The organism is Vibrio sp. MarTm2 (assembly GCF_027587055.1).
Taxonomy (GTDB): Bacteria; Pseudomonadota; Gammaproteobacteria; order Enterobacterales; family Vibrionaceae; genus Vibrio; species Vibrio sinaloensis_D.
Genome location: NZ_JAPPTK010000031.1, coordinates 1 through 3,080 on the forward strand (window position 1 = coordinate 1; position 3,080 = coordinate 3,080).

3 protein-coding genes are annotated in these 3,080 nt (G+C 43.1%); 1 reads left to right on the forward strand and 2 read right to left on the reverse strand.

The features are described from left to right. Positions 1–396 precede the first annotated feature (396 nt). Positions 397–1,527: a choloylglycine hydrolase family protein gene (locus OH458_RS21840; protein ID WP_269979839.1), complete on the reverse strand. Its 1,131-nt coding sequence runs from the start codon at positions 1,525–1,527 to the stop codon at positions 397–399. Positions 1,528–1,644: 117 nt separating this feature from the next. Then, a complete protein-coding gene (locus OH458_RS21845) occupies positions 1,645–2,424 on the reverse strand; it encodes a hypothetical protein (protein ID WP_269979840.1) in 780 nt (259 codons plus the stop codon). 125 nt (positions 2,425–2,549) lie between these two features. On the opposite strand from OH458_RS21845, the gene OH458_RS21850 reads away from it, so the two are divergent. Further along, on the forward strand, positions 2,550–3,080 hold a 531-nt coding region (locus OH458_RS21850; protein WP_269979841.1), incomplete at its 3' end, for a LysR family transcriptional regulator.

Here is a 3,080-nt window from a genome sequence, read left to right on the forward strand (position 1 = left end):
TGGACAAAAGTGAGTTTGCAAAATTAAACAGGCAGTATTGATACTATAATATTAACTTATGCAAACTCTAGGTGCGCCCTATTTGAGAGTCGAGAGTGTTGAATAGTTATTCAATTACATCAAAAAGGGATGAGCGGCATTTAAGTCAATGGGATGACGTGTATTATCTCGAGAGGTGACCTAGTAAGTGCGCCCTACATATTCAATCCGTTGTGGTCTGTTCGTCCAAAAAACAGCCTAGATATAAACTAGGTCGTTCTTATTTCAAAGACAAAAGGTAGGACCTGATCCTGTTGGTCTCTGCTATTTAGAATTAGTCACTGACTTGGCAGATTAATGATTTTTAAAAGCTGGAACCAAACTTGGTTCCAGCTTTAATTATTCGGTCAACCAATTTTATGGAGTAACATCTTTTATTGACTGCTTTTTATCATGGTCTAAAACGATATGCCTGATTTCATCGCTATTTTGATTAAAGTCAATCTTGTTTAAGTCAACCATACGTACCTGACGATTGTTCTGAGTATGGTAGTAGTACTTCAGGTTTTTACTGTCAGCAGCAGAAGTCCAAATAGTAGAGCTGCGCATACCTTTCAGTAGCTCTGGGTTTACGCCAGGCCCTTCTGCTGCACCCAGTGGAAGGTTGAAGTTATCCATAATTCGGAAGACTTCATACAATGCTTCTTCACCATTGTCCAATTTACGTGAGGTCTGGGTGTAAGCCGTCGCGCGGATAAAACGGGACGGTGGGGTAAAGTCGCCAGGTAGGCCTATGAACCCACTACCAGCACCGATAGGTGTCAGGTCAACTTCGCTTTCTCCTTTGGTCAGAGCTTTAGCTGAGTGCGCTTCTGGTGTTAAACCAATGTAGTTACGCAAGTTAGTCATATGCCAGTCAAAGCTTGGGCTATTTGTCAGCACACGTAGTGGGTTATCGAAAATCTTTAGTTCACCTTCTAAGTATTCAACAACAATCGCCTTACCGCTTGGGTCAATGACGGTAAGGTGGATTGGCGCAACACCACCGAACGCTGCTTCTTCGATACCAACCACACGAATATCCTGAAGGCCTTGTCTGACTTCTTCAACAGTTGCAAAAGACGTTAATACATAGTTTGCAAGCTCCACCGCGCGAAGCGTTTTATCTGATTGTTCAGGTTTATAATCATGATACTGGGCAAACCCAGGATGATAGAGTACACCTACAACTAGGCCTTTCTCATTCATACCATCGGTCATCCAGTCTTTTTCCAGAGCATCTAACGCGACCGTGCCGTACTTCGTAGTCCATTTCAGACCGTTCTGACCTTCAGGTGTTGTGCCTTGAAACTCGTATCCTCGAGGGATGATGGCGACCCTGGAGTTCAGGTCAAAAGCGCCCCATTCCATGGTTCGGCCATAGACGACCGCACCGTCTTCGGCTTTAAGGGCAATACTGGTACAAGCAATGGCCCCACCAAAATGAAGAGCCGGTATTAACATGGAAAGAGAGAGTATTTTTTTTGTTGTTCGTTTGAATAATCCCATAATTTAACCTTTATGATAAACGTTGATATACATATACTAGCCCGCGTTCTTTTGAATGCCTCTTAATGATTGATTCTACGGAACACAAATGCCGTTAGTCAGTGTTTCTTATCTGATTTAAAAGAATATTTTTAGCTGTGTCCAAAATATGCGATCGTCTACCGAATCAGTCATACCTTGGTGATTGAAATCAGAATCAATATCTTCATATTTAAACTGTAACCATTTGTCGCCATCGCTTGTAATAGGTGTCGCTGCAGTGATCGAGGTCTTCAAAGTATCCACCTCTAAACTACCATCCATCTTGGTGTATTCCGGAGACAGCGAGAGGTAGGTACCATCTTCAAACGGCTTCCAAACTAACCAAGCAGCTCCGTTGTAACCCGTTATATCAGTGTCAGTGATGTTATATTGGTTGGCCAGAGCACCGTCATCTTTATACTCACCCATTAATCCAGCACCACGTACATAGATGTTAAAGGAATCAAATGGTGTCGTAACGGCGGCGGCCGCACCGAATGCCGCGGTGGTGAAATCATTGTTATCAATTAAATCCAGCGAGGTCGCTATGCGGGGCATGATATTGTTGCCAGTACCTAACACATGGAAGTACTGACCACGGCTGTCTTTATAATCACCGTTTTCATCCATGGTGGCTTCCAGTGACACCATCGCAGCCGTGCCACCGTCAAACTGGTACGACAGTGCGCCCATCGCTTTAACATCCCCTTTGTTACTGGTACCGATATGTGCCTGTGAATACGCTCTTGTCACATCCGATGGGTCTACACGCTCGCTCTTGGTGTCGCTTGCCAGTGCCACTGTTGGGGCCAAAGTGACAGCCGCGCTAAGTAGGATAATCTTCGTACTCAGAGGTTTTGATTTGACTTTTTTCATTTTGTCTTAATTACCGTCCGCTTTAAGTTAATCTTGATGACTGTTCAAATAATAACTGGAAATATCAGACCTAAATAATGCATTATGTAAGATATAATCCATCATTAATAACCTCTGGAGTGACCATGTTTTCCTATGAGCATTTGGCCGCGTTCTGTGCAACCTATGAAGAAAGCAGTTACAGTAAGGCCGCTAGAAAACTCAAGAAAGAACGAACAACCGTACGTGACCAGATTAAGGCACTTGAAGACAGTTTTTGTGTTGAACTGTTTTTTATCGAAGGAAAGCAAGCAGTGCCGACGACAGAGGCAAAAGCACTCTATCGGCAAGCCAAAGTGTTAGTTAAAAACAGCGATTTGCTGTATGAGAGAATGATAAACGCTTATCAGAAGCCTCTTGAATCACTGGTGATTTATCATGATGCTTTGGTTCCTAGCTACTTAATCAAAGACATTAATTGCCTTGTTAAGAGGGAAATTCCGACGCTAAGGCTGCATTGGCTTCAAAGAAACAGAAATAAAGTGATGGATGCCTTAACCAATGACGGCCAATGTATTGCAATCATGCAAAGTAAACTGAAGAACTTGCCTGAGCGCACTTTCCGCTATGTCAACTTAGGCACTAGTCAACATCATTTTTATTGTGGGGCTGATCAT

Excerpts from the sequence above, each read along its gene's own strand:
- OH458_RS21845 (WP_269979840.1), bottom strand. The coding sequence starts at position 2,424 with ATGAAAAAAGTCAAATCAAAACCTCTGAGTACGAAGATTATCCTACTT.
- OH458_RS21840 (WP_269979839.1), bottom strand. The coding sequence starts at position 1,527 with ATGGGATTATTCAAACGAACAACAAAAAAAATACTCTCTCTTTCCATG.